At 68.6% G+C, this 26,300-nt stretch carries 28 protein-coding genes; 5 read left to right on the top strand and 23 right to left on the bottom strand.

Annotated features, from left to right (window positions below; genetic code table 11):
• Positions 1 to 5: 5 nt before the first annotated feature.
• On the bottom strand, positions 6 to 1,517 hold the full coding sequence (gene hflX / locus CSX12_RS07570) for a GTPase HflX (protein ID WP_124895390.1): 1,512 nt from the start codon (positions 1,515 to 1,517) through the stop codon (positions 6 to 8).
• Positions 1,518 to 1,585: 68 nt separating this feature from the next.
• Here hflX and CSX12_RS07565 point away from each other — a divergent pair, with 68 nt between their 5' ends.
• Positions 1,586 to 2,227: a methyltransferase gene (locus CSX12_RS07565; RefSeq protein ID WP_124895389.1), complete on the top strand. Its 642-nt coding sequence runs from the start codon at positions 1,586 to 1,588 to the stop codon at positions 2,225 to 2,227.
• 22 nt (positions 2,228 to 2,249) lie between these two features.
• Here CSX12_RS07565 and dapF read toward each other — a convergent pair whose 3' ends face one another.
• From dapF to dapA, 14 genes are all read right to left on the bottom strand, one after another.
• A complete protein-coding gene (dapF, locus tag CSX12_RS07560) occupies positions 2,250 to 3,122 on the bottom strand; it encodes a diaminopimelate epimerase (RefSeq protein ID WP_124895388.1) in 873 nt (290 codons plus the stop codon).
• A 9-nt stretch (positions 3,123 to 3,131) separates the two neighbouring features.
• Complete coding sequence (locus CSX12_RS07555; RefSeq protein WP_124895387.1) at positions 3,132 to 3,680, bottom strand: dihydrofolate reductase family protein; 549 nt, start codon at positions 3,678 to 3,680, stop codon at positions 3,132 to 3,134.
• Between the two features lie 36 nt (positions 3,681 to 3,716).
• Positions 3,717 to 4,631, bottom strand: a complete 915-nt coding sequence (gene miaA / locus CSX12_RS07550; protein ID WP_124895386.1) for a tRNA (adenosine(37)-N6)-dimethylallyltransferase MiaA — start codon at positions 4,629 to 4,631, stop codon at positions 3,717 to 3,719.
• On the bottom strand, positions 4,628 to 6,175 hold the full coding sequence (gene miaB / locus CSX12_RS07545; RefSeq protein WP_124895385.1) for a tRNA (N6-isopentenyl adenosine(37)-C2)-methylthiotransferase MiaB: 1,548 nt from the start codon (positions 6,173 to 6,175) through the stop codon (positions 4,628 to 4,630). The genes miaA and miaB overlap by 4 nt, the downstream gene beginning before the upstream one ends.
• A 48-nt stretch (positions 6,176 to 6,223) precedes the next feature.
• A complete protein-coding gene (locus CSX12_RS18710; protein WP_225855803.1) occupies positions 6,224 to 6,649 on the bottom strand; it encodes a regulatory protein RecX in 426 nt (141 codons plus the stop codon).
• A 425-nt stretch (positions 6,650 to 7,074) separates the two neighbouring features.
• Positions 7,075 to 8,121, bottom strand: a complete 1,047-nt coding sequence (gene recA / locus CSX12_RS07535; RefSeq protein WP_124895383.1) for a recombinase RecA — start codon at positions 8,119 to 8,121, stop codon at positions 7,075 to 7,077.
• A 269-nt stretch (positions 8,122 to 8,390) separates the two neighbouring features.
• Entirely contained in the window at positions 8,391 to 8,615 is a 225-nt protein-coding gene (locus CSX12_RS07530) for a DUF3046 domain-containing protein (protein ID WP_017204409.1), read from the bottom strand.
• Between the two features lie 18 nt (positions 8,616 to 8,633).
• Positions 8,634 to 8,942, bottom strand: a complete 309-nt coding sequence (locus tag CSX12_RS07525; RefSeq protein ID WP_026049981.1) for a helix-turn-helix transcriptional regulator — start codon at positions 8,940 to 8,942, stop codon at positions 8,634 to 8,636.
• 141 nt (positions 8,943 to 9,083) lie between these two features.
• The gene (locus tag CSX12_RS07520; protein ID WP_124895382.1) at positions 9,084 to 9,566 is read right to left on the bottom strand and encodes a CinA family protein; all 483 of its coding nucleotides are present in this window, start codon (positions 9,564 to 9,566) and stop codon (positions 9,084 to 9,086) included.
• Positions 9,563 to 10,138, bottom strand: a complete 576-nt coding sequence (gene pgsA, locus CSX12_RS07515; protein ID WP_017204406.1) for a CDP-diacylglycerol--glycerol-3-phosphate 3-phosphatidyltransferase — start codon at positions 10,136 to 10,138, stop codon at positions 9,563 to 9,565. Before pgsA ends, CSX12_RS07520 begins: the two co-directional genes overlap by 4 nt.
• Positions 10,138 to 12,855: a DNA translocase FtsK gene (locus CSX12_RS07510; RefSeq protein ID WP_124895381.1), complete on the bottom strand. Its 2,718-nt coding sequence runs from the start codon at positions 12,853 to 12,855 to the stop codon at positions 10,138 to 10,140. The genes pgsA and CSX12_RS07510 overlap by 1 nt, the downstream gene beginning before the upstream one ends.
• A 73-nt stretch (positions 12,856 to 12,928) precedes the next feature.
• A complete protein-coding gene (locus CSX12_RS07505) occupies positions 12,929 to 13,423 on the bottom strand; it encodes a GNAT family N-acetyltransferase (RefSeq protein ID WP_017204404.1) in 495 nt (164 codons plus the stop codon).
• 73 nt (positions 13,424 to 13,496) lie between these two features.
• Positions 13,497 to 15,173, bottom strand: coding sequence for a ribonuclease J (locus tag CSX12_RS07500; protein WP_124895380.1), 1,677 nt, complete (start codon positions 15,171 to 15,173; stop codon positions 13,497 to 13,499).
• A 53-nt stretch (positions 15,174 to 15,226) separates the two neighbouring features.
• Positions 15,227 to 16,204 (bottom strand): 4-hydroxy-tetrahydrodipicolinate synthase, encoded by a 978-nt coding sequence (dapA, locus tag CSX12_RS07495; RefSeq protein ID WP_017204402.1) that lies wholly within the window; start codon positions 16,202 to 16,204, stop codon positions 15,227 to 15,229.
• Positions 16,205 to 16,268: 64 nt separating this feature from the next.
• Between dapA and CSX12_RS07490 the strand changes: the two genes are divergently transcribed.
• Positions 16,269 to 16,820 (top strand): NUDIX hydrolase, encoded by a 552-nt coding sequence (locus CSX12_RS07490; RefSeq protein WP_017204401.1) that lies wholly within the window; start codon positions 16,269 to 16,271, stop codon positions 16,818 to 16,820.
• A 9-nt stretch (positions 16,821 to 16,829) separates the two neighbouring features.
• On the opposite strand, the gene CSX12_RS07485 is transcribed toward CSX12_RS07490, so the two are convergent.
• Genes CSX12_RS07485 through CSX12_RS07475 form a run of 3 tightly spaced genes read right to left on the bottom strand, consistent with a single transcriptional unit; the run spans position 16,830 to position 18,873 of the window.
• On the bottom strand, positions 16,830 to 17,591 hold the full coding sequence (locus CSX12_RS07485) for an SDR family oxidoreductase (RefSeq protein WP_124895379.1): 762 nt from the start codon (positions 17,589 to 17,591) through the stop codon (positions 16,830 to 16,832).
• Positions 17,591 to 18,067 carry a dihydrofolate reductase gene (locus CSX12_RS07480; protein WP_017204399.1) on the bottom strand — a complete coding sequence of 159 codons (477 nt, stop codon included), beginning with the start codon at positions 18,065 to 18,067 and terminating at the stop codon, positions 17,591 to 17,593. Before CSX12_RS07480 ends, CSX12_RS07485 begins: the two co-directional genes overlap by 1 nt.
• Complete coding sequence (locus CSX12_RS07475) at positions 18,064 to 18,873, bottom strand: thymidylate synthase (RefSeq protein WP_124895378.1); 810 nt, start codon at positions 18,871 to 18,873, stop codon at positions 18,064 to 18,066. Before CSX12_RS07475 ends, CSX12_RS07480 begins: the two co-directional genes overlap by 4 nt.
• A gap of 117 nt (positions 18,874 to 18,990) precedes the next feature.
• On the opposite strand from CSX12_RS07475, the gene CSX12_RS07470 reads away from it, so the two are divergent.
• From CSX12_RS07470 to CSX12_RS07460, 3 genes are all read left to right on the top strand, one after another.
• Complete coding sequence (locus CSX12_RS07470) at positions 18,991 to 19,404, top strand: thioredoxin family protein (protein ID WP_017204397.1); 414 nt, start codon at positions 18,991 to 18,993, stop codon at positions 19,402 to 19,404.
• A gap of 21 nt (positions 19,405 to 19,425) precedes the next feature.
• Entirely contained in the window at positions 19,426 to 19,992 is a 567-nt protein-coding gene (locus CSX12_RS07465; RefSeq protein ID WP_124895377.1) for a DUF4395 domain-containing protein, read from the top strand.
• 83 nt (positions 19,993 to 20,075) lie between these two features.
• Complete coding sequence (locus tag CSX12_RS07460) at positions 20,076 to 20,501, top strand: OsmC family peroxiredoxin (protein ID WP_124895376.1); 426 nt, start codon at positions 20,076 to 20,078, stop codon at positions 20,499 to 20,501.
• A gap of 29 nt (positions 20,502 to 20,530) precedes the next feature.
• Here the strand turns inward: CSX12_RS07460 and CSX12_RS07455 are convergent, their stop codons facing one another.
• The 5 genes from CSX12_RS07455 to CSX12_RS07435 all read right to left on the bottom strand — a co-directional run bounded on the left by CSX12_RS07455 (position 20,531) and on the right by CSX12_RS07435 (position 26,016).
• Complete coding sequence (locus tag CSX12_RS07455) at positions 20,531 to 20,965, bottom strand: hypothetical protein (protein WP_017204394.1); 435 nt, start codon at positions 20,963 to 20,965, stop codon at positions 20,531 to 20,533.
• Complete coding sequence (gene dapB / locus CSX12_RS07450; RefSeq protein ID WP_017204393.1) at positions 20,965 to 21,705, bottom strand: 4-hydroxy-tetrahydrodipicolinate reductase; 741 nt, start codon at positions 21,703 to 21,705, stop codon at positions 20,965 to 20,967. The genes CSX12_RS07455 and dapB overlap by 1 nt, the downstream gene beginning before the upstream one ends.
• Positions 21,706 to 21,821: 116 nt before the next feature.
• The gene (locus tag CSX12_RS07445; RefSeq protein WP_017204392.1) at positions 21,822 to 22,424 is read right to left on the bottom strand and encodes a histidine phosphatase family protein; all 603 of its coding nucleotides are present in this window, start codon (positions 22,422 to 22,424) and stop codon (positions 21,822 to 21,824) included.
• 69 nt (positions 22,425 to 22,493) lie between these two features.
• Entirely contained in the window at positions 22,494 to 23,423 is a 930-nt protein-coding gene (locus tag CSX12_RS07440; protein WP_017204391.1) for an aldo/keto reductase, read from the bottom strand.
• A gap of 316 nt (positions 23,424 to 23,739) precedes the next feature.
• On the bottom strand, positions 23,740 to 26,016 hold the full coding sequence (locus CSX12_RS07435; protein WP_124895375.1) for a polyribonucleotide nucleotidyltransferase: 2,277 nt from the start codon (positions 26,014 to 26,016) through the stop codon (positions 23,740 to 23,742).
• Positions 26,017 to 26,300: the final 284 nt, after the last annotated feature.

Genomic DNA, 26,300 nt, shown 5'->3' with positions numbered 1-26,300 from the left:
GCCGGTCAGTCCCGACCGGTGAACGGAGCGAGATCCGCCGCGAGGCGTTCGGAGACCCGAGCGTGCACCGCCGTGCCTTCCTCCCGGTGCTCCACGGACAGCAGCATGCCGCTCTCATGGATCGCCGCCACCAGGTCTCCGCGGTCGTACGGCACCACGGCGTGGATCTCGACGGCGGGCTTCGGCAGCGCCGCTTCGATGGCCGCCCGGAGTTCGTCGATGCCCTCCCCGGAGCGCGACGAGACGAAGTGGGCCTTCGGCTGCAGCCCGCGCAGCACCAGTCTCTCGTCATCGTCGATCAGGTCCGCCTTGTTGAAGACGACGATCTCCGGCAGGTCACGCACTCCGACGTCGCCGAGGACATCGCGCACCGTCTGCAGCTGGCCCGCGGGGTCGGGGTGGGAGCCGTCGACGACGTGCAGCACGACGTCGGCCTCGCCGACCTCTTCCAGCGTGGAGCGGAACGCCTCGACGAGCTGGTGCGGCAGGTTGCGGACGAAGCCGACCGTATCGGTCAGCGTGTACACACGACCGTCTTCCGTCTCCGCTCGACGCACGGTCGCGTCGAGCGTGGCGAACAGCGCGTTCTCGACGAGCACTCCGGCGCTGGTGAGCGCATTCAGCAGGCTCGACTTGCCGGCGTTCGTGTAGCCGGCGATCGCCACCGAAGGGATCGTGTTGCGCTTGCGCTCGGCGCGCTTCGCCTCCCGAGCCGGACCGAAGTCGCGGATCTGCCGACGCAGCAGGGCCATCTTGGTGCGGATGCGTCGCCGGTCGAGCTCGATCTTCGTCTCACCGGGACCACGCGAGCCCATGCCCGCCCCGCCGGCGCCCACCTGGCCACCGGCCTGCCGGCTCATCGACTCACCCCATCCACGCAGACGCGGGAGCAGGTACTCGAGCTGAGCGAGCTCGACCTGAGCCTTGCCCTCGCGGCTCTTCGCGTGCTGGCTGAAGATGTCGAGGATGACGGTCGTCCGGTCGATGACCTTGACCTTGACGACGTCTTCCAGAGCGCGCCGCTGACTGGGCGCGAGCTCGGTGTCGGCGATGACCGTGTCGGCGCCGACGGCGGCGACGATGTCCTTGAGCTCCTGCGCCTTGCCGCGGCCGAGATAGGTGGCCGCATCCGGGTGCGGGCGTCGCTGAAGCACGCCGTCCAGCACCACGGCGCCCGCGGTCTCTGCCAGCGCGGCGAGTTCGCGGAGCGAGTTCTCTGCGTCCTCCTGAGCGCCCTGCGGGTACACCCCGACGAGAACGACGTTCTCCAGACGGAGCTGCCGGTACTCGACCTCGGTGACGTCTTCGAGCTCGGTCGAGAGACCTCCGACCCGGCGCAGCGCGTGCCGGTCCTCGAGGTCCCATTGCGCTCCGTCGGTGGTGGCGTGCGCCGCGGTCGATTCGTCCTGCAAGGCCTGGGCCGCGCCGAAGACGTGCACCTCGGAGCGCTTCTCTGCGTTCGCGAGCACGCGCTCGACTGCCTGGTCATCCGTGGAGGGTGTCGTGGTCTCCGTCATCCGTTCCTGATCTCTGGGATTCATAGCGAGCCTTAACCTTAGCCCGCGCTGTCCGGTACGCTCACCGTATGGGGTCCGATCACTACTTCACTGCGGCCCCGGCAAGCCCCGAGAACCTGCGTAAGATCCGCGTATCGCTCGCAGGCCGCGAGCTGGAAGTCACCACCGCCGGTGGAGTCTTCAGCCCGGACCGTCTGGATGCCGGCACTGCAGTGCTCCTCGCCAACATGCCCCCGGTCCCCCCGGGCGGCGATCTTCTCGACCTCGGAAGCGGCTGGGGCCCCATCAGTCTGGCGATGGCCCTGGCCTCTCCTCACGCGACGGTGTGGGCGGTGGACGTGAACGAGCGTGCGCTCGATCTCGTCCGACGCAATGCTGCGGCTCTCGGTCTCACCAATGTCAACGCATCACTGCCCGACGATGTTCCCGAGCACGTGTCCTTCCGCACGATCCGCTCCAATCCGCCGATCCGGGTCGGCAAGAATGAGCTCCACGGCCTCCTGGAGCGGTGGATCCCCCGGCTCGACGAGCGCAGCGATGCCTGGCTCGTCGTCCAGCGCAACCTCGGCGCCGACTCGCTCCAGCGGTGGATCGGCTCGACCTTCCACCCCGGTTACAGCGTGTTCCGCACCGCGACGGGCAAGGGCTACCGGATCCTCAAGGTCCGCAAGCACGGGAACCCGCCGACCGAACCGATCACCCTGAGCTGACGCCGAGCGGCGGGCGCGACGCTCAGAGGAGGTCGACCTCACCCTGGTAGACGAGCTGCGCAGGGCCGGAGAGCGCGACGTGCTCGCCGTCTTCCGCAGGGAACATCCGCACGCCGAGAGTTCCGCCGGGAACCTCGACCTGCCAGTTGTCGGGGGCATCGGCGCCTGCCCAGTAGCGCACGGCGAGAGCAGTCGCGGCCACTCCGGTGCCGCAGCTCAGCGTCTCGCCGACGCCGCGCTCGTGCACGCGCATGCGCACGTGACCGATGCCGTTGCGCACCAGCGGCTCCTCCGGCACGACGAACTCGATGTTCGCCCCGGCGGGGAGCATCGGCTCCAGCCCGGGCGCGCGATGCAGCTCGAGAGCCGCGAGCTCGCTCTCGGACGCGAGCGCGACCACCACGTGCGGGTTCCCCACGTCGATACCGAGCCCCGGACGCGTGACGGACAGGCCATCGACGCGCACGAGGGGATCGTCACCGGAGAGCTTCCACCGCCCCAGGTCGACCTGGTAGCCGGTCGCGCCGGCCGTCACATCGCGCACGCCGGCCCGCGTGCCGATCGGCAGCGTCGAGCCGGGCTCGATGACGGCGAGGCCGGACCGGACGAGGTAATGCGCGAAAACGCGGATGCCGTTTCCGCACATCTCCGCGATCGACCCGTCGGCGTTGCGGTAGTCCATGAACCACTCGGCGTCCGCCTCTTCCTGGAGCGCGGACGCGCCCTCGGGGATCGCGGAGGAACGGACGACGCGCAGGACGCCGTCAGCGCCGATGCCGAAGTGTCGATCGCACAGCACCGCGACCTGCTCCGAGGTCAGCTCGAGCCGTCCGTCGGGGTCGGCGATGATGATGAAATCGTTGCCCGTGCCGTGCCCCTTGGTGAATGCGACCATGGTCCCAGTCTAGAGATCCCCGCCAGGGGTTCCGTCCCGGATGACGCGGTACCGGCCGCACAGGAAGCTGCGGTTGCGCGCCACATCCAGGAGCTCGAGATCGAGACGGCGAGGCAGGAGCGGTGCTCCGGCGCCGAGCGTCACCGGTGCGTACTGCACCCACACCTCGTCGAGTAGACCCGCGTCCGCGAACTGGCCCGCCAGATCGCCGCCGCCCACGACCCAGATGTCGCGCTCCCCTGCCGCCGCGACCATCTCGGCATGCACCGACCGGACGTCGTCCCTGGTCAGCCGGACGTCCGCGTCGGCGGGCAGCGCCAGCTCCCTGTGGGTGAAGACCCAGGTCGGCTGCGCGTAACCCCAGACGCCCTCTTCGTGGCGCATCACCCATTCGTACGTCGATGCGCCCATCGCAAGCGCCCCGATGTTCTTCTCGAACCCCGGGTACGCCATCGGGCCGTCCTCGTCGATGTCCTGTTTCAGCAGCCAGTCCAGTGAATGCTCCTCGGTGGCGATGAACCCGTCGAGACTGGACGCGGTGTAGAAGTGGGTCGTCATGCCGCCAGCGTGCCACGAGCCGCCGACACTGGTTCGTCAGCTCTGGAGGACCGCGTCCGCGTCGGCAGGAGCATCCCACCACTCGATCTCGGGATAGCGCTTGAACCAGGACACCTGGCGGCGCGCGTAGCGGCGGGTGAGCGCCTGCGTCTGCGCGATGGCCTCGTCTTCCGAGAGAGCTCCGTCGAGCTGGGCGAGCGCCTGCGCATAGCCGATCGCCCGCGGGGCGGTGACCCCGCGCTCGAGTCCGTTCCGACGAAGCCCGGAGACCTCATCGAGCAGGCCGTCCTCCCACATTCTCCGCACGCGGGCGTCGAGCCGCTTTACGAGCTGCTCGCGTTCGACACGCAGGCCGATCACGCGCGTGTGCGGCAGCCAGAGCGTCGGCTTCTCGGGAAGCGCGGCACCGTGGGTCGCACTCCCCTGCTCGCGGACCTCGAGCGCGCGGATGATCCGCCGGGGGTTGCGGGGATCGACACGGGAAGCGGCGTCGGGGTCGAGCGCTCGCAACCGCTCCAGCAGGGGTGCGGAGCCCTTCGATTCGAACTCGCGCTCGAGCCGGTCGCGGAGCGCGGCATCTCGCGGCGGGAACCGGAAGTCGTAGATCACACTCGAGACGTAGAGGCCCGATCCGCCGACGAGGATCGCGTCGCCGCCACGCCGCTGGATGTCCTCCACAGCCTCTCGCGCTCTCGGCTGGTACCAGGCGACGGCGGCATCCTCGTGGACCTCGCGGACGTCGAAGAGGTGATGCGGGATTCCGCGCCGCTCCTCGTGGGGCACCTTCGCCGTGCCGATGTCCATGCCGCGATACAGCTGCATGGCATCCGCATTGACGATCTCTGCGGGGTTCCCCCGGGCGCGCAGTCGCTCGGCGAGGCCGATCGCGAGATCGCTCTTGCCGGTGCCGGTGGCGCCGACCACGGCCCAGAGGGTCGGTCCTGCGGTCACACGCCCACGCGCAGCGTCGGCAGGCCCAGGGAGACGGCGCGCGGTGCACCGTCGCTGCTCGCCGTCGGCACAGCGCACGACTCGGACTGGCTGCGGTCCCAGGCGTCGCCACCGCGGGTGCGACGGATGCGCAGCGGTCGTCCCGTCGGATCGTCCGCGAGCAGGTGGAAAGGGGCCGCATGCGTGATGACGACGGTGACCACGTCTCCCGGTCGAGGAAGATCCGAACCGGGGGTCACTTCGAAGTGCACGAGACGGTTGTCTTCGGCGCGGCCGGTGAGACGGTGGGTCTCCGCGTCCTTCTTGCCTTCTCCGGTCGAGACGAGGAGTTCGACCTCGCGGCCGACCTGCTTCTGGTTCTCCTCGAGAGAGATGCGCTCCTGCAGGGCGATCAGGCGGTTGTATCGAGCCTGAACGACGTCCTTCGGAACCTGGTTCTCCATCGTCGCGGCGGGAGTGCCCTCACGGATCGAGTACTGGAAGGTGAACGCTCCGGAGAAGCGCGCCTGTTCGACGACGCGCATGGTGTCCTCGAAGTCCTCCTCGGTCTCGCCGGGGAAGCCGACGATGATGTCGGTCGTGATGGCGGCGTTCGGGATGCGGGCACGGACGCGCTCGAGGATCCCGAGGAAGCGCTCGCTCCGGTAGGACCGCCGCATGGCCTTCAGGATGCGGTCGCTTCCCGACTGCAGCGGCATGTGCAGCTGCGGCATCACGCTGGGCGTCTCGGCCATCGCGTCGATCACGTCATCCGTGAAGGCGGCGGGATGCGGACTGGTGAAACGGATCCGCTCGAGGCCCTCGATCTCGCCTGCCGCACGCAGCAGCTTCCCGAAAGCCTGCCGGTCTCCGAATTCGACGCCGTAGGAGTTCACGTTCTGTCCGAGCAGGGTGACCTCGATCGCGCCGTCCTCGACGAGGAGACGGATCTCGTTCAGGATGTCGCCGGGGCGACGGTCCTTCTCCTTGCCCCGCAGGCTCGGGACGATGCAGAACGTGCAGGTGTTGTTGCAGCCGACGGAGATCGACACCCAGCCGCTGTGGGCAGAGTCGCGCTTGGTCGGGAGGGTCGAGGGGAAGACCTCGAGGGATTCGAGGATCTCGAGCTCGGCGTCGCCGTTGTGACGAGCGCGCTCGAGCAGACCGGGCAGGGAGCCCATGTTGTGCGTGCCGAAGACGACGTCCACCCAGGGCGCCTTGTCGAGGACGGCCTGCTTGTCCATCTGCGCCAGGCATCCGCCGACCGCGATCTGCATCCCCTCTTTGCGGCGCTTGACGGCGGCGAGGTGCCCGAGCGTGCCGTACAACTTGCCCGCGGCGTTGTCGCGCACGGCGCAGGTGTTGATGATGACGACGTCGGCCTCGGCGCCATCTGCGGCCCGGACATAGCCGGCACTCTCCAGCGATCCGGAGAGCCGCTCGGAGTCGTGCACGTTCATCTGGCACCCGAAGGTGCGCACTTCATATGATCGCTGTCGCCCGTCGTCGTCGACGGCCGCCGACGACGCGCTGATGATCGTCGGTTCACTGCGCGGGATAGTCATGATGATCCCATTGTACGAGCCGTTGCGCGGCCGGAGCGGCGGCCCGACTCAGTCGGAATCGACGAAACGCACCCCGGACGTCGTCGAGCCGAACGTCGTCTCGCGCAGCGCCGTCTTCGCGGCCTTCATCGCGACGGCGCCGTTGTAGCCGCGTCGGGCGAGCTGCCCCACCAGGCGACGCAGCGCGGTGTCGGGGTCGAGCCGACTCAGTGATCGAGCCTTCGTCCGGGCGAAGTCGAGGGCTCGCTCGTCGTCGTCATCGGGCAGTTCGTCCAGCGCGCGATCGATCACTTCGCGGGGGATGCCGCGCTGCGAGAGGGAACGGGAGAGCGCGACGCGCCCCTGTCCCTTGCGCTCCACGCCCGACGTCACGAGCGCTGAAGCGAGAGCGTCGTCGTCGAGGTATCCGCGGCGGCAGAAGTCGTCGATCACGTCGTCGACCGCGCCCGCGTCGAGTTCGTGTCCGCGCAACACGGTCCGAGCCTCCGACACGGAGAGCGAGCGGGCGCGGAGCTTTCGGACCAGCGCTTCCTCGGCGGTCGCGCGACGGTCGTCCGCGGCATCGACGTCGGCTGTCTCCGTCCCGGTATCCGGCAGGGCGCGCAACCGCGGTATGGCCGGGGCGGACGGCGATCTCTCCGACGCCGTGCGCGCGGAGGCCCCTCTGGCGGGGTGTCTCTCGCTCGGCGTGCCGTCGCTCCGATCGGCACCCGCGGCCGAGGCTGGCGGCTCATCCCAGGTCGAACGCCAGAGCTCGGCGCCTGCCCGATGTGCGGGCTTCTCCCCCGCGGAGTCCTCACCTGAACGCGGTGCGACGTCGCCGGACTTTCGCGAGGAATCGCCGAACAGAGGAATGATGGGGGCGATCCGCTCGGAATCGCCCCCACGGGTGTCACTCATCAGGCCGGACGACGCTCAGCGAGCTCGTCTGCGGCTGGAGCGGCCGTCGGGCCGCCGATGCCGAGCTTCTGCTTGATCTGCGTCTCGATGGCCAGGGCGATGTCGGGGTTGTTGAGCAGGAACGTGCGAGCGTTCTCCTTGCCCTGGCCCAGCTGATCGCCGTCGTAGGTGTACCACGAACCCGACTTCTTGACGATCGCGTGCTCGACGCCGAAGTCGATCAGGCTGCCTTCCCGCGAGATGCCGACGCCGTAGAGGATGTCGAACTCCGCCTGCTTGAACGGCGGAGCCATCTTGTTCTTGACCACCTTGACGCGCGTGCGGTTTCCGACGGCGTCGGTTCCGTCCTTGAGCGTCTCGATGCGGCGGATGTCCATGCGGACCGAGGCGTAGAACTTCAGCGCCTTACCACCGGCCGTGGTCTCCGGCGAGCCGAAGAAGACACCGATCTTCTCGCGCAGCTGGTTGATGAAGATCATCGTGGTGTTCGTCTGGTTCAGACCACCGGTGAGCTTCCGCAGCGCCTGCGACATGAGGCGGGCCTGCAGACCCACATGCGAGTCACCCATCTCGCCCTCGATCTCGGCGCGCGGCACCAGAGCCGCGACCGAGTCGATGACGATGAGGTCGATGGCGCCGGACCGCACGAGCATGTCGGCGATCTCGAGCGCCTGCTCTCCGGTGTCGGGCTGGGAGACCAGCAGGGCGTCGATGTCGACGCCGAGCTTGGCTGCGTAATCGGGGTCGAGCGCGTGCTCGGCGTCGATGAAGGCGGCGATTCCACCTGCACGCTGCGCGTTCGCGATCGCGTGCAGGGTCAGCGTCGTCTTACCGGAGGATTCCGGGCCGTAGATCTCGACGATACGACCACGCGGGAGACCTCCGACGCCGAGCGCGACGTCGAGGGCGATGGAGCCGGTCGGGATGACGGCCACAGGGGCGCGCTCATCGCTGCCCAGCCGCATGACCGAGCCCTTCCCGAACTGGCGGTCGATCTGGGCGAGGGCGGTCTCGAGGGACTTCTCGCGGTCGGCGGGTGATGGCATGATGTGCTCCTTCTGCGCGCGTGGTGCCGCCTGTAGGCTGTCGCGGCGCTCCCGGCTGGGAGATACTCTCCGACAAGGCGTATGGCTCTTGGCTTGTTCTCCACCGTAGGAGGGGCCACCGACATCGCGTCGGCGATCTCACCTGATGTGCAGATCGGCTTCTCTGAACCACTTGTGCAGAAGACTACGCCCGTTTCGAACACATCTTCGACGACACGCCGAATATCGTCACCCATGTCCCGTACGTTCCGGACACACGGCGCACGCGCTCAGCGCCCGCGGGGCTCCTGCCGACCGACGCCGTAGCGCCGGCTCTCGGGAACGTCCATCTCGGAGCACAGGGCCAGCCAGATGTCGCGCGGCGGCGTGCCGTCGGCCAGCGCCTCCACGGCCGTGCGTCCGCGAAGCGCCGTCAGCCCGAGGTCGTTGACGAGAGAAGTCGCACGCGCCTGGAACTCCGTGTCCACGGCGCGAAGGAACTCGCTGCGACGCATCGCTTCGCGGTCCGCGCGTCAGTGCAGCGAGAGCTGCGGCTCGACCGACGCGACGAGGTCGTCCGGAACGACATCCGGGAACACCTGGATGCCTTCGAGCACGGAGATGCGATCTCCTACCTCGCGCATGATCGTCGAGATGGGCACGTCGAGGGCATCAGCGACCGAAGCGAGGATCTCGCTCGATGCTTCCTTCTGCCCGCGCTCGACCTCACTGAGGTAGCCGAGCGCGACCGACGCCTTGCTTGCGACCTGCCGGAGCGTACGCCCCTTCTGCAGGCGGAAGTCCCTCAGCACATCGCCGATTTCCTGTCGTACAAGAATCATCGGAACCTCCTCCCCGTGTGTTCGGTCGAGGTCTCCCCCGAAGAGACAGCCAGTCTAGTACTGCTGACCTGCACAGAATCTACCCCTGCACTCTGTGGTTTGAATGTGAGCACATCAGAGATAACCCGCGGGACCCCGGCGCTATTCCTGGAGCGTGTCGAGCAGCTGCCCGATGGCGGCATCGACCGTCTGCCGACGGATCGAGGCGCGGTCGCCCGCGAAGTGAAAGGCGGCCGTCCGCGATGCCGTCGGAGTCACGATCCCGATGTGGACCGTGCCGACCGGCTGCCCGTCCGGCGAATCGGGACCGGCGATCCCTGTGGTGGACATGCCGACGTCCGCCGGGCGTCCTGCCACGCTCACGGCGCGCCGCACCCCGTCGGCCATCTGGGTCGCGACGAGAGGATGCACCGGGCCGTGTGCAGCGAGGAGATCGGCGTCGACACCCAGCAGGGACGCCTTGACGGGAGTCGCATACGCCACGACGGCGCCGAACAGCACCGCCGAGGCCCCGGGGACGGAGACGAGCTCCGCACACAGCGCGCCTCCGGTGAGCGACTCCGCGACGCCCAGGGTCCATCCGCGCCGCTGCAACTCCGCCAGTGCGGGCGCCGCACCGGTCATGGCTTCCGTCGCGAGCCGCGGACCTGCGCCACGATGTAGTCGATCCCGCTGGCGACGGTGAGGACGAGCACGATGAGCATGAGGATGAAGGTGATGAGCGTCCACGCATCCAGCCCGATGAGGTAATGCAGCGGAAGCAGCGCCCAGCCGAGGGCCACCCCCTGGAACGCGGTCTTGATCTTGCCCATCCAGGCTGCCGCGACGACATGCTCACTAGCGACCATCAGTCGATGGATCGTGATCCCCCATTCGCGGACGAGGATGATCGCGACGATCCACCAGTTCACCTCGCCGAGGATGGCGAGCCCGACGAATCCCGCTCCGGTGAGCAGCTTGTCGGCGATCGGATCCCACAGCTTGCCGAAGTCGCTGACGATGTCGTACCTGCGGGCGAGGTAACCGTCGACCCAGTCGGTCGAGATGCCGACGATGAAGAGGATCGCCGCCGTCCAGCGCAGCGCCGGCTCCAGGTCGCCGTACGTGCCGCCGAGCAGCAGCAGCACGAAGAAGACGACCGCGAGCGGGATGCGCGCGACGGTGATGGCGTTGGGCAGCTGCCGTGGGATCGCCATCAGTCGCGTCCCGTCAGGCCCCAGGCGTCTTCGTCGCCCTCTGCTTCGACCTCGGGGAGTCCCTCGTACTGCGCGGCGATCGGATCGTGCTGCGCCGGCAGCGGCGGGACGGGAGGAGCGGCCGGAGCGGCGGACGGAGCAGAGGCCGACGGCACGTCCTCGCCCCGCAGCTTCGCCATCACCTGCGGCAGCTGCTCCGCCGTCGCGAGCACGTCACGGGCCTTCGACCCCTCGGACGGACCGACGATCTCCCGGGACTCGAGCAGATCCATCAGCCGACCCGCCTTCGCGAAGCCGACGCGCAGTTTGCGCTGCAGCATCGACGTCGATCCGAACTGAGACGAGACGATGAGCTCGGCGGCCGCCAGCAGCAGCTCGAGGTCGTCGCCGATGTCCTCGTCGACTTCCTTCTTCTTGGACGGCTCGAGAGCCTCCTGGACGTCGGGCCGGTAGTCCGGACGCGCCTGACGGGTCACATGCTTGACGACCGCGTCGATCTCCTTCTCGTCGACCCAGGCGCCCTGCAGACGGAACGGCTTCGACGAGCCCATCGGCGAGAACAGCGCGTCACCCTGTCCGATGAGCTTGTCCGCGCCCGGCGCGTCGAGGATCACGCGGCTGTCGGTGACGCTGGTGACGGCGAACGCCAGCCGAGACGGCACGTTCGCCTTGATCAGACCGGTGACGACGTCGACGCTGGGTCGCTGCGTGGCCAGGACCAGGTGGATCCCGGAGGCGCGCGCGAGCTGCGTGATGCGAACGATCGAGTCCTCGACGTCGCGCGGGGCCACCATCATGAGGTCAGCGAGCTCATCGACCACGACGAGGAGGTACGGGTAGGGCTTGAGCACCCGCTCGCTGCCGACGGGCACCTCGACCTCTCCGGCACGGACGGCGCGGTTGAAGTCGTCGATATGGCGGAACCCGAACGACGCAAGGTCGTCGTACCGCATGTCCATCTCCTTCACTACCCACTGCAGCGCCTCGGCGGCCTTCTTCGGGTTCGTGATGATGGGCGTGATCAGATGCGGGACGCCGGCGTAGCTGGTGAGCTCCACGCGCTTCGGGTCGATCAGCACCATGCGCACGTCGGACGGGCGTGCTCGCATCAGCAGGCTGGTGATCATGGAGTTCACGAAGCTGGACTTACCGGAACCCGTGGATCCCGCGACCAGAAGGTGGGGCATCTTGGCGAGGTTCGCGATCACGATGTTGCCCCCGACGTCCTTGCCCACCCCGATGGTCATGGGGTGGGTGCTCTTCTGCGCGGCCGGAGACCGGAGCACATCGCCGAGCGCGACCATCTCCTTGTCGGCGTTCGGGATCTCGATGCCGATCGCGCTCTTGCCGGGGATCGGCGACAGGATGCGCACATCGTTCGACGCCACCGCGTAGGCGAAGTTGTTGCTCAGCTGGAGGATCTTCTCGACCTTGACGCCATGTCCGACCTCGACCTCGTACTGCGTGACCGTCGGTCCGCGGGAGAACCCGGTCACCTTCGCATCGACCTTGAACTGCGTCAGGACGCTGGTGATCTGCTCGATCACCTTGTCGGTGGCCTCCGAACGCAGAACGGGCGGCGGTCCTTCGACGAGCAGTCCGGGTGACGGGAGGATGTACGGCGCGACCGGGGCCTGCGGACCTCGGTCGCCGGGCCCATCGGTGCCGAATCCATCCAGGCCGGGAAGCTCTGGCACCTCCCCCGTCTCCGAGGAGTCGTCGAGCAGCGCGGTCGTCTGCTGCTCGGCGAGCGAGTCGGCGACCGACCTGACCTCGGACAGCACCTCGGTGGCCGCATCGTACGGGTTCTCGACGACCACGGCCTGGTCGTAGGCCGGCGTCGGGTCAGAGGTCGTCAGGAGCGCGGTGATGTCGTCGGAGCCGAGCGTGCCCTCGTCCGGGTCTTCCTCACGGCCTGTCTTGTTGCGTCGCCACCACGGCAGCACGTCGGGGTCGTCGACCTTGTCGGCTTCGTCGATCGTGGCGGCATCCTTGGCGGGCTTCTCGGGACGCTCGGCGTCGAACATCCACGCGTACAGGTCGCCGAGACGCGCGCCGATGCGGTTCGGCGGCGTCTTGGTGAGGATCAGGATGCTGAGTGCCGCGAGGAGCGACAGCACGATGTAGGCGGGGATGTCGGTGAGGTACGTCAGCGGCTGACCGACGAGCCAGCCCAGCAGTCCGCCCGATTCACTGAGGGCCGGCATGCCCTGGTTGGGATGAGGTCGCGGGCCGGCGACATGGAAGATGCCCGCGAGTGCGAGCACGAACATGCCGAAACCGATCCCGATGCGCCCGTTGTCATGCACCGAGGAGGGATGGCGGAACAGCCACCCGGCGAGGAGCAGAAGCAGCACCGGCATGATGAAGGCGACGCGGCCGACGAAGAGTCCGACGGAGTAGGCGCTGATGTTCGCGGCGACCTCGTTGCCGATGAAGAACCACTCGTTGACCGCACCGAGCACGGCGAGCAGCACGAGCAGGAAGGGGAAGCCGTCGCGACGGTCGTCCTTCTCAAGTGTCTCGGGCCCGAACGCGCGGAAGAGCCCGCCGACCCCGTGCGCCAGCCCGACCCAGGCGCGCACGATCACGGGAGGCTTGTCGGCCTCGTCGATGTACTTCTTGGGCGCGGGCTGGGCCTTGGGAGCCGTCTGCCGCTTGGGGCGCGACGGTGCGCTCGTCGACGCGCGCTCAGTCTTCGTGGTGCTCCTGGCCATGCTCCCACGCTACGACCAACAGCCGACATCTCCGCGTAATGACGCGGCTTTCCACGGATCCGAAGCCACTCGGCTACGCCGTGCGACGCACCATCGTGTCACGCGCGAGCCCCTCGGCGACGACAGCGAAACCCTCCGCCCGGTAGAGATTGCGCGCGAAGTTGTCGCGCTCGACGCTGAGGCTGATCCGAGCGTGCCCCTGCGTTCCCGCCAGCTCGATGAGACCACGCAGCAGAGCTCGGCCGACTCCTCGAGCCCGCCAGAGAGGATGCACGCCGAGGATCAGCTCCGGGACTGCGACGCCGACGAAGCCGAGTCCCGGCGCATCCTGTGGAAGCATGCGATACCACGCGGCGCCGACGGGAACACCGTCGGCACCGGTCGCGACGAGGCCCTCGTCGGCGGCGCGCTTCCACCCCGCCAGGTATCTCCGATGGTCCGGGGACATCAGCACCTCGTGCCGCGGACGCATTCCCCCGGCGCGCCAGTTCGCCGCCTCGACGAGCATGTCACCGAGGAACACGGCATCCGTCTGCGCGGCCCTCCGGAGGGCGAACCCGCTGTCCATGACGCGAGCATAGGACCGAGGTGTTACGTCGCGATGTCGAGCAGCCGTGAGTGCCGGCGCCGCTCCCCCGCCCTCACGCCTCGATGACGAGCGGCACGATCATGGGACGACGACGCAGACGCTGGTTGACCCAGCGGCCGATGGTCCGGCGCACGATCTGCGACAGGGCATGCGTGTCGCGCACGCCGTTGCCGGAGGCCTCCTTGAGGGCTGCCACGATCTTCGGCGTCACGTCGTCGAACACCGAGTCGTCCTCTGCCACGCCGCGGGCGTGGATCTCGGGACCGGAGATGATGCGTCCCGTCGCAGCGTCGACGACCACGATCACGGAGATGAACCCCTCCTCGCCGAGGATCCGGCGGTCCTTGAGGTCGGCATCGGTGATCTCGCCGACGGTCGAGCCGTCGACGTACACGAATCCGAGGTCGAGCTGGCCGGCGACCTTCGCGACGCCGTCCTTCAGGTCGATCACGGTGCCGTTCGAGGCGATGATCGTGTTGTCCTCGGAGATGCCCGTGTCCTGCGCGAGCTTCGCGTTCGCGATCAGGTGACGGTACTCGCCGTGCACGGGAAGGACGTTCTTCGGCTTCAGGATGTTGTAGCAGTACAGCAGTTCGCCGGCGGCCGCGTGCCCCGAGACGTGCACCCGGGCGTTGGCCTTGTGCACCACATTCGCACCGAGCTTGGTGAGGCCGTCGATCACGCGGTAGACCGCGTTCTCGTTGCCGGGAATGAGGCTGGACGCGAGGATCACGGTGTCGCCCTCGCTGACCTCGATCGCGTGGTCCATGTTGGCCATGCGGCTGAGCACCGCCATCGGCTCGCCCTGCGATCCGGTCGACATGTAGACGATCTGCTCGTCGGGGAGATCGCGCGCCTTCTTGAAGTCGATGAGCACGCCGTCCGGCACCTTCAGGTAGCCCAGCTGCTCCGCGATCGTCATGTTGCGCACCATGCTGCGGCCGAGGAAGGCCACGCGGCGGCCGTGGGCGGCTGCGGCGTCGATCACCTGCTGGACACGGTGGACGTGACTGGAGAAGCTCGCGACGATGACGCGACGGGGCGCCTTGCCGATCACCTGATCGAGTACCGGGCCGATCGAACGCTCGGTCGGGGTGAAGCCGGGGACGTCGGCGTTGGTCGAGTCGACGAGGAAGAGGTCGACGCCCTCTTCGCCGAGCCGCGAGAACGCACGCAGATCGGTGATCCGACCGTCCAGCGGCAGCTGGTCCATCTTGAAGTCGCCGGTCGCGAGCACCATGCCGGCAGGCGTGCGGATCGCCACGGCGAGGGCGTCCGGGATCGAGTGGTTGACTGCGACGAACTCCAGGTCGAACGGGCCGACCTTCTCCTGCTGGCCTTCCTTCACGGTGAGGGTGAAGGCCTTGATGCGGTGCTCCTTGAGCTTCGCCTCGACCAGCGCGAGCGTGAGCCCCGATCCGATGAGGGGGATGTCGCTCTTCAGGCGCAGCAGGTAGGGCACCGCGCCGATGTGGTCCTCATGTCCGTGCGTCAGCACGACGCCGACGATGTCGTCGAGCCGGTCACGGATCGGCTCGAAGTCGGGCAGGATCAGGTCGACGCCGGGCTGGTGCTCCTCGGGGAAGAGCACGCCGCAGTCCACGATCAGGATCTTGCCGTCGTACTCGAACATGGTCATGTTCCGGCCGATCTCGCCGAGACCGCCGATCGGGATGACCCGCAGCGTCCCCTCGTCGAGAGCGGTCGGTGCTACCAGGGGAATGGACATGCTGTCTCCTCAGTCGGACACTCCGCGCGTCCGTTCGTTCATGGGGACGCGGCTCAGCGCGTCGTGCCGTGCACCTTGGGCAGGGCACCACCCGCAGCCGCGTTGCGGTCGGGTCGGAAGTTCGAGAAGTCGGCGCCCGGGACGTTCTTGACGAGGTCGAGCTCATCCTCGATGAGCGCGGCCTCCCATTCCTCGGGGCCGACCAGGGGCAGGCGGACACGCGGGCTCGTGATGCGCCCGAGGCCGTGCAGGATGTACTTCGCGGCGACCGTGCCCGGCACGTGCGTCATCACCGCACGGACGAGCGGCTCGAGGCGCTTGTGCTCGGCGGTCGCGGTGGCCAGGTCCCCCGCGTTGACCGCGTCGATGATCGTGCGGTACGGCGCGGCCGCGACGTTCGCCGTGACGCCGATGAGGCCGGTGGCGCCGATCGCGAGGTGCGGCAGCACGTTCGCGTCGTCGCCGGAGAAGTACATGAGGTCGGTCTGGTTGAGCACGCGGCTCACCTCGGAGAAGTCGCCCTTGGCGTCCTTGACCGCGAGGATGTTCGGGTGCTTCGCAAGACGCAGGATCGTCTCGTACTTGATCGGCACGCCCGTGCGGCCGGGGATGTCGTAGAGGATCACCGGAAGGTCGGTCGCATCGGCGACGAGCCGGAAATGCGTCAGGATGCCGGCCTGGGTCGGCTTGTTGTAGTACGGCGTGACGATCATGATGCCGTCGGCGCCGGCCTTCTCGCTCGCCTTGTACAGCTCGATCGCGTGGGCGGTCTCGTTGGAACCGCCGCCGGTGATGATCTTGGCGCGACCCGCCGAGACGGACTTGCCCACCTCGACGAGCTTGAGCTTCTCGGGGTCCGTCAGGGTCGAGGTCTCGCCGGTCGTTCCCGTCACGACGATGCCGTCCGCTCCTGCGGTGATCACGTCATCGATGTGCTTCTCGACGGCGGGCCAGTCGACTTCGCCGTCGGCCGTCATCGGAGTGACGAGCGCGACGAGAACCTGTCCGAAAGGGTTGCCCGAGTGCGTCATGCGTCCAGCGTATCGGTTCGAATGGTGCTGCTGCAGACGCGGTGACGCACTCTACGCTCGAGAGATGGGTTGGGTGACACGCGAGTCGGAGACCGCATACGAGAATGCCTGGATCCGCGTGCGCGAGGACCGCGTCACCGGACCGAACGGACACGAGGGCATCTACGGCGTCGTCACGATGCGGCATCCGGCGGTGTTCGTCGTCGCCGTGGATGATGATGAGCGCGTGTGTCTCGTCACGATCGACCGCTACACCGTCGGCATGACGACGGAGATCCCTGCCGGCGGAAGCGACGGAGAGGACCCGCTGGTGGCGGCCCAGCGCGAGTTGCTCGAGGAGACCGGCTACGCGGCCGACGTCTGGACTCCGCTGGGCAGGATGAACGCTCTCAACGGCATCGCCGAGGCGCCGGAGCACGTCTTCCTGGCTCGCGGCCTCCGACCCGTCTCGTCCGCGCACGAGGCGGCCGAGAGTCAGGCGGAGGAGGGCATCGAGGCGGTGTCGTGGGTTCCGTTCCCGGAGGTGCTGGCCATGATCGGCCGAGGCGGGATCACGGACGGAGAGACGATCGCGGCCATCGCCAAGGCGGGGATCGCGCTCGGAAGGTTCCGCTGAGCCGCGGGCTCAGACCCGTCCGCGACGCGCCACGCGGGACGTGAGGGCGCTGGGCAGGAAGCGGGAGGTCCCCACGATCAGCTTGTATCGCAGCGACGGCACCGAGACCGACCGGCCGAGCGCGGCGTCCCGCAGGCCCGCGCGCACGACATCGCGGGCGTTCAGCCACAGGAAGCCGGGGACACCCTCGTCGCCGACGGCCAGGCCCATGCGCTCGTGGAAGGACGTGTGCGTGAAGCCGGGGCACAGGGCGGTGACGGTGACCCCGTCGCTCGCGTACTCGGCGTTGGCCCACCGGCTGAATCCGATCAGCCACGACTTGCAGGCGGAATAGGTCGACCGCGAGATGAACCCGGCGACGGAGGCCACGTTGATGATGCGTCCACCGCGTCCTCGCATGGACTGCAGGGCCGCGTGCATGAGCCGCATGGGTGCCTCGACGTGCACGCGGAGGTGACGGACCTCGTCGTCGATGTCGTTGTCGGCGAACTGCAGCGGAAGACCGAAACCGGCGTTGTTGACCAGCAGGTCGATGGGATCGGTCGTGTCACGCAGCCGCTCGGCGACCTTCTCCACCCCCGACTCGTCCGCCAGATCCGCGGCGAGGACCTCGACGGCCACGCCGTATTCGCTGCGCAGCTCCGCCCCCAGTGCGTTCAGTGCGTCCTCGGTTCGCGCGACGAGGACGAGATCGGCGCGGCGTCGAGCCAGCTGACGGGCGAACTCGGCACCCAGGCCGGCACTGGCACCGGTGATCAGCGCGGTGGGCATCAGCGCTCGTATCCGAGGAAGCGGTAGCGGACTCCGGAGCGGGAGGTCTGCCACTCGCCCTCGTCGATCAGGCGCCATCCGGACTTGGAGGGGGCGTAGGCATCGCCGTCGACGTCGAGGTCGAGCTCCGTGACCTCCAGGCGGTCGGCATCGCCGATCACCTGACGGAAGATCTCCGCCCCGCCGATGATCCAGACCCGGTCGAGACCCCGCACGGCTTCCGCGACCGTCGCGGCGCGCCGAGCGCCCTCCGCCGCCCAGTCCTGCTGCCGCGTCACCACGATGTTCTCGCGGCCGGCGAGGGGACGGAACCGCTCGGGCAGGGAGTCCCAGGTCTTGCGCCCCATCACGACGGGTGCGCCGAGGGTGGTCTCCTTGAAGTGGGCGAGATCCTCCGGAACGTGCCAGGGCATGCCGCCCTCGGCACCGATCACGCCGCCGTGCGCCTCGGCCCAGATCAGGCCGACCCAGGTCATACCGCCACCGCCGCGCGGATCGGGGCGTGGTGCTGGTAGCCCTCGACCACGAGATCGTCGTACGTGTAGTCGAGGATGGATTCCGGCTTTCGGGCGAAGCGCAGCGTCGGGTAGGGGTAGGGGTCCCGCGACAGCTGCTCGCGCACCTGCTCGACGTGGTTGTCGTAGATATGGCAGTCGCCGCCCGTCCAGACGAAGTCTCCGGGCTCCAGGCCCACCTGCTGGGCGATCATCATCGTGAGCAGCGCGTACGAGGCGATGTTGAACGGCACGCCGAGGAACATGTCGGCGCTGCGCTGATAGAGCTGGCACGAGAGCCGTCCGTCTGCGACGTAGAACTGGAAGAGCGCGTGGCAGGGAGCGAGCGCCATGTCCGGGATGTCGGCGGGGTTCCAGGCCGAGACGATCAGTCTGCGCGAGTCCGGAGAGCGGCGGATCTGCTCGATCACCTCGGAGAGCTGGTCGATGCTCCCCCCGTCCGGGGTCGGCCAGGAGCGCCACTGCACGCCGTACACCGGACCGAGGTCACCGGACTCATCGGCCCACTCATCCCAGATCGAGACGCCGTTCTCCTGGAGCCAGCGGACGTTGGAGTCGCCCTGCAGGAACCAGAGCAGTTCGTACGCGATCGACTTGAAGTGCACGCGCTTGGTGGTGATCAGCGGGAAGCCCTTCGACAGGTCGAAGCGGATCTGCCTGCCGAAGACGCTCGTGGTCCCGGTGCCGGTCCGGTCCGACTTATGCGTGCCCGTCTCCAGCACGTCACGGAGCAGGTCTTCATAGGGAGTCGGAACGGCTGCGCTCATGAGAGCCACGATACCTTCCCGCTCCTCCTCTCGGGCGGATCCCCGGCACGCAGCGGCCGCACGTCACGGTCTGAAACATCGGCTCCGGCGGGTGACGAGGCCCCGTACGCTCGAGCCATGTCTCCCGTGCTCGCCCTGGGGATCGCCGCAGCCCTTCTCGCGCTCGCGACGGTCGCGGGAATCGTGCTGCGCCGCCGTGACGGGCGGCGGCGCGACGGCGGTGCGCTGCGCTTCGATCCCGCCGATGCCGCGGCGACCGAGCTCGGCGCTCGGGCGACGCTGGTGCAGTTCAGCACGGAGATGTGCGCGAGGTGCCCGCAGGTGCGTCGACTTCTCGGTGCATACGCGTCCGAGCACGACGGGCTCCGCCATCTGGAGGTGGACCTGACGCACCGTCCCGATCTCTCGACGCGCTACCGGGTGCTGCAGACGCCGACGACCTTCGTGGTCGACGGCTCCGGCGCCGTCCGTGCGCGATTCCACGGAGTGCCGCGGCCACAGGCCCTGGCCGAGGCCCTCGCCGCCGTCTGAGGCACGAACACAGGAGCAGAGATGACCACACCCGCCGGCATCGACCCGCGAGGCCCCCGCTTCGCCGCGACCATCACCGCCGTCCTCCTTCTGGTCGCCACGTTCCTGGCGTTGATCGGCATCTCGACGGCACGGTCCACCTGGGTGGCGACCGCTCCCTTGTCGGGAGATGTCTTCCCCCCGGGTGGGACCTGGGCGATCTCGTCCGCATCGCTCGCACAGCGCGCGCTGGACCCCGGGTTCCTGCTGGCCCTCGTGATCGCGCTGCTCTTCCTCTGGGGCGTGCTCTCCCCGCGTAGCGCACCGTGGAGCGCGCTGTTCCGCTCGGTGGTCCGTCCTCGTCTCGCGCCGCCGACCGAGCTCGAGGATCCCCGCCCGCCCCGCTTCGCGCAGGGCGTCGGACTCCTCGTCGTCGGGATCGGCCTCGTGCTGCACCTCCTCGGTGTGCCGTGGGCACTGCCGATCGCGACGGCCGCCGCCTTCATCGCCGCCTTCCTCAACGCCGCCTTCGCGTTCTGCCTCGGCTGCCAGATCTATCTGCTGCTGCAGCGCTCCGGGGTCGTCGGACGCGAGGCCTCCGCCTCCTGAGAGCGGTTCCGCCCGGTCGAGGCTCTCGCTAGGCTGACCACGAGTCGACGCTGCAGTCGCGCAGCGCGAGAACCGGAGGAATCATGCCCGTCACCAGCGAAGCCACCAGCACGTGGACAGGATCGCTCCTGGAGGGATCCGGCACGGTCGCGTTCTCGTCGTCCCACCTCGGCACCTTCCCCATCGACTGGAAGGCGCGCAGCGAGGGCAGCGACACCACCACGACCCCCGAGGAACTCATCGCCGCGGCGCACGCCTCCTGCTTCAGCATGGCGCTGTCGAACGCACTGGCGGAGAACGGCACGCCACCGGAGCGCGTCAACACCACCGCGTCCGTCACCTTCAAGCCCGGCGTGGGGATCACCGGCAGTCACCTCAATGTGAACGCCGCCGTCCCCGGTCTCACCCCCGAGGCGTTCCAGGAGATCGCGAACGGAGCCAAGACCGGCTGCCCCGTGTCGCAGGCCCTGGCCGGCATCGAGATCACTCTCGAAGCCACTCTCGCCTGAACCCGGGCCGGCAGGGTCGGCGGGAGCCGTCAGCGCCGAGAGAGACGGATGGCTTCCCGGATGCTGGCCCTGGCGTCCTTCCGGCGGCCCGCGGCGTCCTGGACGACACCGAGGCGGTACCGCGCGCGCCAGTCGTCGGCGGCCGCATCCGCTGCGGACGCGTACCGCGCGATCAGCGGGTCGGCGTCGGCACGGGCGATGCGGCCGCTCGGTGTCAGCTCCGTCTCGACCGGCGGCATCCCGCCCTCGGCGTCGAGGATGCGTCCGAGACGATCCGCGCCGAAGCCGAACATCATCTCGCGGACGAGCGCCCAGGCGCCGATCGGCGCCAGCACCAGGAGCGTGATGCCCATGCCGATGGAGACGGGAGTGCCGACCGAGATGAACATGACGGCGAGCCAGATCGCGACCGCGAGGTAGACCAGCAGCGCCGCCGCCATCAGCCCGACGCCGATGCGGGACATCACGAGCGGATGCCGATGTCGATCATGTGCTCGAGCCCGACGACCACCCCGGTGGCCGAGAGCGCGTAGGGAACGGCGAGCCGGATGCCCGGCGCGTACGCGAGTGCCGAGTCCGTCGTGTCATGCGTGAACGTGAGGGACTCGCCGGGGCCGGAGAGGATGACCTCCTGCTTCGCGACGACGCCGGGACGCCGCAGCGAGTGGATGGGCACGCTGCCCACCTGCTGTCCCCGCGCGCGCTGATCCGCGTGGGGCGCGCTCACCGGGCCCTGCTCCGCACGTGCCGCGGCGATGAGCTCGGCGGTGCGCACCGCCGTCCCACTGGGCGAGTCGATCTTGGTCTCCCGATGCGCCTCGACGATCTCCGCGGATCCGAAGAACGGCGCCGCCGCCGCGGCCAGTGCCGAGCCGAGCACGGATCCGAGGGAGAAGTTCGGGATGAACACCGCTCCGGTGCCTGCGGCCTCGACGAGCGGACGCACCAGTGCGATCCGCTCGGAGGACCAGCCCGACGTGGCGACCAGGACGTTGATCCCCCGGTCGACGGCCGCGCGGACCACTTCGATGCTCACCTGCGGGGTCGACGCGTCGACGACCAGGTCGGCGCCGTCCACCTCCGACAGATCGCTGGACGACGTCAGCACCCGGCTCACTTCGAAGCCCTCGAGCTCGTCGATCACCCCGTTGATGATGGTGCCGAGCTTCCCGGTTCCGCCGACGAGTGCCACCTGGTAGGTCATGTGTCCAGTCTATTTCGCGGGCCGCGGGGTCCGGTCGGGGGCGCGCGGGCCGAGGGAGCGAAACAATCGTGCCGCCGTCGTTCGGGCGGACCTCCTCGCGCCCCGTCGCGTCGCGATCAGACCAGCAGCGCGTCGGGGATGCCCGTGCGGAGCTCGACCGGCAGGTGACCGGTGTCGTTGTGCGTCAGGAGCGTCCACGGCCGTCCCTGCTTCTGCGCGATGACCGTCAGACCGCAGTGCGACTGGTTGAGCGTCATCCACCGCCATTCGGGCGCGGCGAGCACCTCGCGCACGAACCAGGAGATGACGAAGTTGTGCGTGATGAGCACCTCGTGCACGTCGCCCGTCTTGCGCACCAGGAACTCGTTGACGGCGTCGGCCATCTGCGCGCGCCCCGCCTCGATCTCCGCCTCGGTCACCGACCCGAAGAACGGCTCGAAGACCGCGGGGGTCTCCTCGGTCATCCCGGTGGGCACGCAGTCGAACAGCAGGGCGGTGGGCTCGGGGTCCACCGAGGGCAGGCGAGCGGCGATCGCGCGCGCCGTCTCGTTCGCACGGAGCAGCGGCGAATGCCAGACGGCGTCGAGCGGCAGGCCCGAGAGCCGGTCCGCGATCAGCTCCGCCTGACGCTGACCCCGCGGGGAGAGGGGGCCGTCTGCGAGTCCATGCTCTGCATCCTGATGTTCACCATGTCTGACCAGATATATGTAGTGCGTCACAACTCGCTCGCTTCATCGCCAGCATCCGCCGGTCTTCTCTTCCACCCTACGTCACGGGCGGGACTGTCCTCAGTTGCCTGCCCGGGTGAGCTCGGCGACCTGGCTCCGCGACAGGGAGACGCCTGCTCCCTGCATCAGCTCGTCGACGTGATCGGCCGCGAAGGCGTTCACGATCGGCGCGGCGACCGTGCGCTGCGCGAGCAACCACGCGATCGAGACGGCCGCCACCGGCACGCCGAGCTCCTCGGCCACCTGGTCGAGGGCCCGGAGGATCTTGATGCCCCGTCGATTGAGGTGACCTCGCAGCTGCTCCCCCCGCACGCCGCGCGAGGTGAGCGCCTTGTTGCGGTGCCTGCCGGAGAGGAACCCGTGCTCGAGGGCGTGGGATGGCGTCACCGCGAGGTTCTGCGCACCGGCGACGAGCCGGAGATCGCCCTCGAACGGCTGTCGTCTGACGAGGTTGTACGGCGCATCGATCACATGGATGCGCGGGTAGCCCGCAGCGGCGAGGATGCGCGCCTCGACCAGACGCTCCGGAGCGAAGCCGTAGGCGCCGAGCGCGCCGATCTTGCCGGCCTCCGCCAGCCATTCGACCGTGGCGAGGGTGTCCTCGAGGTTCGTGGTGGCATCGAGCGTGGCATCGAGGTAGACGACGTCGATGCGCTCGACGCCCAGGCGCGTCAGAGAACCCTCGACGGCACGGACCAGATTGACCGACCCTAGGCCGGGGTTGTCCGCATGCGCGCCGATGCGCACGCTGAGAAGAGTGCGATCCCGGCGACCCCTCGATCGCAGCCACTGTCCGATGATGTGCTCGCTGCGCCCTCCGGAGAACCCGTCGGCCGTGTGGATCGCGTTTCCGCCGAACTCCATGTAGCGGTCGAGAAGGCCGTGGCTGGTCTCGAGATCGACGTTCCAGCCGAATTCCGCGGCGCCGAGGATCAGCGGGAACGCTTCATACCCCGTCTCGCCCAGCGGCACGCGGATGGTCTCCCCCACGCCAGGGCCCACGATCGGGATCGGGGCAGACGGGTGCTCCGAAGCCTCGTTCAGGGCAGTGTCTGCGGACGCCCCTGCGCCTACGCCGAACAACCGCATACTCTCTCACCCCCGCCTCGGTCGGTGCGTGCCGACCTGCGTACCTGCTGACTCTGCACCCCCCGGTGCGTACTTCGAGGGTAAGCGACTTCGTCGAACGTCCCGACCAATCCGGGGAACGGCGCGGAAACGTCCGATAACGATTCGGTCACACCGAAGACGACGGAACCCGGGTCCATCCGCGAGGACGGGCCCGGGTTCCGGATCCGGGAGACGATTACTCGGCGGCGGCGTCCTCCGCCGGAGCCGCGTCCGCAGCGGGCGCATCGTCGAGCACGGGCTCGAGCGACAGCTTGCCGCGGTCGTCGATCTTCGTGATCTTCACGAGGATCTTCTGGCCGACCGAGAGGACGTCATCGACGTTCTCGACGCGCTTGCCACCGGCGAGCTTGCGCACCTCGGTGACGTGGAGCAGGCCGTCCTTGCCCGGCAGGAGCGAGACGAACGCACCGAAGGTGGCGATCTTCACGACGGTGCCGAGGAACTGCTCCCCGACCTCCGGGTTGGTGGGGTTGGCGATCGCGTTGACCTGGGCACGGGCGGCCTCGGCCGAGGGGCCGTCGGTCGCGCCGATGTAGACGGTGCCGTCCTCCTCGATGGAGATCTGCGCGCCGGTCTCGTCCTGGATCGCGTTGATCGTCTTGCCCTTCGGGCCGATCAGCTCGCCGATCTTGTCGACCGGGATCTGCACGCTGATGACGCGCGGCGCGGTCGGCGCCATCTCGTCGGGAGCGTCGATCGCCGCGTTCAGGACGTTGAGGATCGTCAGACGAGCCTCCTTGGCCTGGGTCAGCGCACCCGCGAGCACCGACGACGGGATGCCGTCGAGCTTCGTGTCGAGCTGGATGGCGGTGACGAACTCGCTGGTACCGGCGACCTTGAAGTCCATGTCGCCGAGCGCGTCCTCCGCACCCAGGATGTCGGTCAGCGCCGCGTAGCGGGTCTCACCGTCGACCTCGTCGGAGACGAGACCCATCGCGATGCCGGCGACGGGAGCGCGCAGCGGCACACCCGCGTTCAGCAGCGACAGCGTCGATGCGCAGACGGAGCCCATCGACGTGGAGCCGTTGGAGCTGAGCGCCTCGGACACCTGACGGATCGCGTAGGGGAACTCCTCGCGGCTCGGCAGCACCGGCACGAGGGCGCGCTCGGCGAGGAAGCCGTGCCCGATCTCGCGACGCTTCGGCGAACCGACACGGCCGGTCTCACCGGTCGAGTAGGGCGGGAAGTTGTAGTGGTGCATGTAGCGCTTGCTCGTCGTGGGCGACAGCGAGTCGATCTGCTGCTCCATCTTGAGCATGTTCAGCGTCGTGATGCCCAGGATCTGGGTCTCGCCGCGCTGGAAGATCGCGGAGCCGTGCACGCGCGGGATGACCTGCACCTCGGCGTCGAGCGGACGGATGTCCGCCAGGCCACGACCATCGATGCGAGCGCCCTCGGTGAGGATGCGACCGCGCACGATCTTCTTCGTGACGGACTTGTACGCGGCGGAGAACTCGAGCGGAGCCGCGGCCGGGAGCGAACCCGCCTCGGTGGCCTCGATCAGCTCGGCCTTGACGCGGTCCTTGATCGCGTCGTCGGCCGTCTGACGCTCGGTCTTGTCGGCGATCTGGTACACGTCGCTGAGCTCGGCGAACGCGCGCTCGGAGACGAAGTCGTAGACCTCGTCGCTGTACGCGGGGAAGACCGGGTAGACGCCCGGCTCCTTCGATGCGGTCGAGGCGAGCTCGGCCTGAGCCTTGACGAGCTGGGCGATGAACGGCTTCGAGGCCTCGAGGCCCTGGGCCACGATCTCTTCGCTCGGCTTGGTGGCGCCGGCCTTGATCAGGTTCCAGCTGCCCTCGGTCGCCTCGGCCTCCACCATCATGATGGCGACGTCTTCCGAGCCGTCGGCCTTGGTGACGACGCGACCGGCGACGATCAGGTCGAACACGGCCTCGGAGACCTGCTCCGCGGTCGGGAACGCGACCCACTGGTCCTCGTGCTGGCCGTGACCCGGGATGAACGCGAGGCGCACGCCGGCGACGGGGCCCGAGAACGGCAGACCGGAGATCTGCGTCGATGCCGAGGCGGCGTTGATCGCGAGCGCGTCGTAGAACTCGCCCGGAGCGATCGAGAGGACGGTGATGACGATCTGGACCTCGTTGCGGAGCCCGTCGACGAACGACGGACGCAGCGGACGGTCGATCAGACGGCAGACGAGGATCGCCTCGGTCGAGGGACGACCCTCACGGCGGAAGAACGAGCCGGGGATCTTGCCCGCGGCGTACGAGCGCTCCTCGACGTCGACCGTCAGCGGGAAGAAGTCGAAGCCCTCGCGCGGGTGCTTGCCGGCGCTGGTGGCCGAGAGGAGCATGGTCTCGCCGTCGAGGTACGCGGCGACGGCGCCCTGAGCCTGCTGCGCGAGGCGGCCGGTCTCGAAGCGGATGGTGCGGGTGCCGAAGCGGCCGTTGTCGAGAACGGCCTCGGTGGCGGTGATTTCAGGACCTTCCAAGAGGTCTCTCCTTCTTTGTTTAGACTCGCGAGTCCGTATGACGCGCGAGCGTGTTCAAAGGAGCGGAACGGAAGGGTTCGGGCGCGCGGGCACTCCCGCGAATCTCGCCTGCGCTGGCCACCAGTAGAAAGCCACCCGACACCTGCCGAGGAACCCACCACAGGGGACCAGCTTCTCCGCCGATCGCTCCATGAGTCGATATGAAGTTGTGGAGTCGACGCAGGTCGACCCCGTCCACCCTACCAGCGCCCACCTGGAATCCGACTCCCGACGCGGATCACCGA

The organism is Microbacterium sp. Y-01, assembly GCF_003856715.1.
In the GTDB taxonomy this organism is placed as follows: Bacteria; Actinomycetota; Actinomycetes; order Actinomycetales; family Microbacteriaceae; genus Microbacterium; species Microbacterium algeriense.
The sequence above is the reverse complement of the archived record's forward strand: the minus strand, read 5'-3'. Positions and strand labels throughout refer to the sequence as shown.